General features: G+C 61.3%; 3 protein-coding genes and 1 pseudogene. 3 read left to right on the plus strand and 1 reads right to left on the minus strand.

Going from position 1 to position 2,488, the window contains the following annotated elements; genetic code table 11:
* Positions 1-304, minus strand: a 304-nt coding sequence (locus DBR24_RS23725) for a TetR family transcriptional regulator (protein ID WP_177490673.1), incomplete at its 3' end; no start/stop codon positions are given.
* A 148-nt stretch (positions 305-452) separates the two neighbouring features.
* On the opposite strand from DBR24_RS23725, the pseudogene DBR24_RS23730 reads away from it, so the two are divergent.
* The 3 genes and pseudogenes from DBR24_RS23730 to DBR24_RS23740 all read left to right on the plus strand — a co-directional run.
* Positions 453-578: pseudogene (locus DBR24_RS23730) on the plus strand (alkene reductase); the annotation flags it as partial.
* A 176-nt stretch (positions 579-754) separates the two neighbouring features.
* Positions 755-1,543 (plus strand): SDR family oxidoreductase, encoded by a 789-nt coding sequence (locus DBR24_RS23735; RefSeq protein WP_128615956.1) that lies wholly within the window; start codon positions 755-757, stop codon positions 1,541-1,543.
* Between the two features lie 84 nt (positions 1,544-1,627).
* The coding region (locus tag DBR24_RS23740) for an alpha/beta fold hydrolase (protein ID WP_146189106.1) at positions 1,628-2,488 on the plus strand (861 nt) is incomplete at its 3' end.

Below are 2,488 nucleotides of genomic sequence, written 5' to 3' on the forward strand. Positions count from 1 at the left end.
CGGCCATGGTGCAGCCGCTGCTGCGTCCATCCCGATGTGCGCGGGTCACATAAACGTCAATGAAGCCCGCGACATCAAGCGCTTCCGCGCCGGCCAGCGATTTGGCCAGACTGCAGGTCGAGGCTTCGGCCATCAGATCGGCCTTCGATCCGAAATGTTTGTAGAAGCCTCCGTGGGTGAAACCGGCCGCCGCCATGAGATCGGCCACACCGACACCGTCAAAACCGCGCTCGCGGAACAGTTCTGAAGCCGTTTCAACGATGTGCTCTCGATTGGCTTGCGCCTGGGCCTTGGTCACTCTCACGTGCAATACCTCGTGTCCGCTGGGAAATCCTGCGCCGATGATACATAGATGCTGGTCATAATCAAAACCGTTGACAGCTTAGATTTCGATCATCATCCTAATTGCACGCACCACCGACCTTCATTAACGGACACTGAAGAAACACCAGATGACCGACCAGAAACTGTTCACCCCTTACACCCTCGGCGCGCTCACGCTGTCGAACCGCGTCGTGCTTGCACCGCTGACACGCAACCGCGCCGGCCACGGCTTTGTACCCAGCGAGTTCGCGGCCCTGCGCCAGCGCTTCAAAAACACCTACATCGGCAACAACGGCTACGACCTCGACCTGGCGACAGCGCGGCGGGCTACATCGACTAACCCGACGCAGGCTGAATCGAGCACTGCCGCACGCTGAGCAATCCCTGATCGCGTTTTCTGCTTTTCCCATCCTGAAAGAGAGATGAACCCATGAGCACTCGCCCTACTGTTTTGATCACTGGCGCCTCCACCGGCATTGGTGCCGTCTACGCCGATCGCTTCGCGCAACGCGGCCACGATCTGGTCCTGGTCGCCCGTGATTTGGCGCGCCTGGAGGCCCTTGCCACCCGGTTGCGCCGTGAGCACGACGTCGCCGTCGATGTGATTGCGGCTGACCTGACCCAAGCCGGCGATCTGGCCACGATTGAGTCCCGTCTGCGTGATGACGCCCGAATCGGCATCCTCGTCAATAACGCCGGCGCCGCGCTGTCCGGTCAGTTCATTGACCAAAGCACCGACAAGGTTGCGCAATTGGTCGCCCTCAACACCACTGCGCTGGTGCGACTGGCCAGCGCCATCGCTCCACGCCTGGTCAAAGCCGGCGACGGCGCGATCATCAACATCGGTTCGGTGGTGGGTCTGGCGCCGGAGTTCGGTATGACGGTCTACGGTGCGACCAAGGCCTTTGTGCTGTTCCTTTCCCAAGGCCTGAGCCTGGAACTCTCGCCACAGGGCGTCTACGTGCAGGCCGTGCTGCCGGCCGCCACCCGCACGGAAATCTGGGATCGCTCCGGCGTCGACATCAACACCTTGACCGAAATCATGGAAGTGGGCGACCTGGTGGATGCCGCGCTGGCCGGTTTCGATCGTCGCGAACCGGTGACCATTCCGCCCCTGCACGAAGCAGAACGCTGGGATGACCTGCAGACCGCACGGCAGGCCCTGCTGGGGCAGATCCGCCAGTCTGCAGTTGCCCAGCGCTACCAGACGCCACAGTGACCCCCAAGTAGCGAACACCCCTACCGGATTCGATGCAGGCGCCCGCAGCACTGCATTGAATCCGGCTCTCTGTTCGGAGAAGACATGTCGCCCATAAACACTCATAACCCCGCCGCTGCGCAGACGTCGTTCATCAACGCGGCAAACCTGTCGATCAGCGTCAATGGCGTTCCTTTCGCCTATCGCGACGTCGGTCCCAGGACAGGTGTGCCGCTGGTGTTGTTCAACCATTGGGGCGCAGTGCTGGATAACTTCGATCCCGCGATCATTGATGGCCTGGCTCAGACACGACGCCTGATTGCCACCGACTATCGCGGCATCGGCGGCTCAGGCGGAATCGCGCCAGTCACGGTCGGCGAAATGGCTGACGATGCCCTTCAACTGATCCGTGCGCTGGGGTTCGAGACGGTTGATGTGCTCGGTTTCTCCCTCGGAGGCTTCGTCGCCCAGGACATCGCCTTAAAGGCACCGGAGCGGGTGCGCCGCTTGATCCTCACCGGCACCGGACCGGCCGGCGGCAGCGGTATCGACGAAGTTGGCCCGGTGTCGTGGCCATTGATCCTCAAAGGCTTGCTGACGCTGCGCGATCCCAAGTTCTACCTGTTCTTCACTTCGACGCCCAACGGCCGCCGAGCCGCCGCGCAGTACCTGCAACGCCTGAAATCGCGCAAAACCAATCGTGACAAAGGCCCGACACCCGGCGCTTTCCTGCGGCAATTGAAAGCCATTACCGCGTGGGGCAAACAGGCGCCGCAAGACCTCGGACGTTTGCAAACGCCGACGCTGATCGTCAACGGCGACACCGACATCATGGTGCCCAGCGTTAACTCCCATGCGCTGGCCCAGCGTATCCCCAACTCACAACTGGTGATTTATGAAGATGCCGGCCACGGCGGGATTTTTCAGCAGCATCTTGATTTTGTGACCAAGGCGTCGGTGTTCCTC

Origin of the sequence: Pseudomonas sp. HMWF006 (assembly GCF_003061205.1) — a bacterium.
GTDB classification, from domain to species: Bacteria; Pseudomonadota; Gammaproteobacteria; order Pseudomonadales; family Pseudomonadaceae; genus Aquipseudomonas; species Aquipseudomonas monsensis.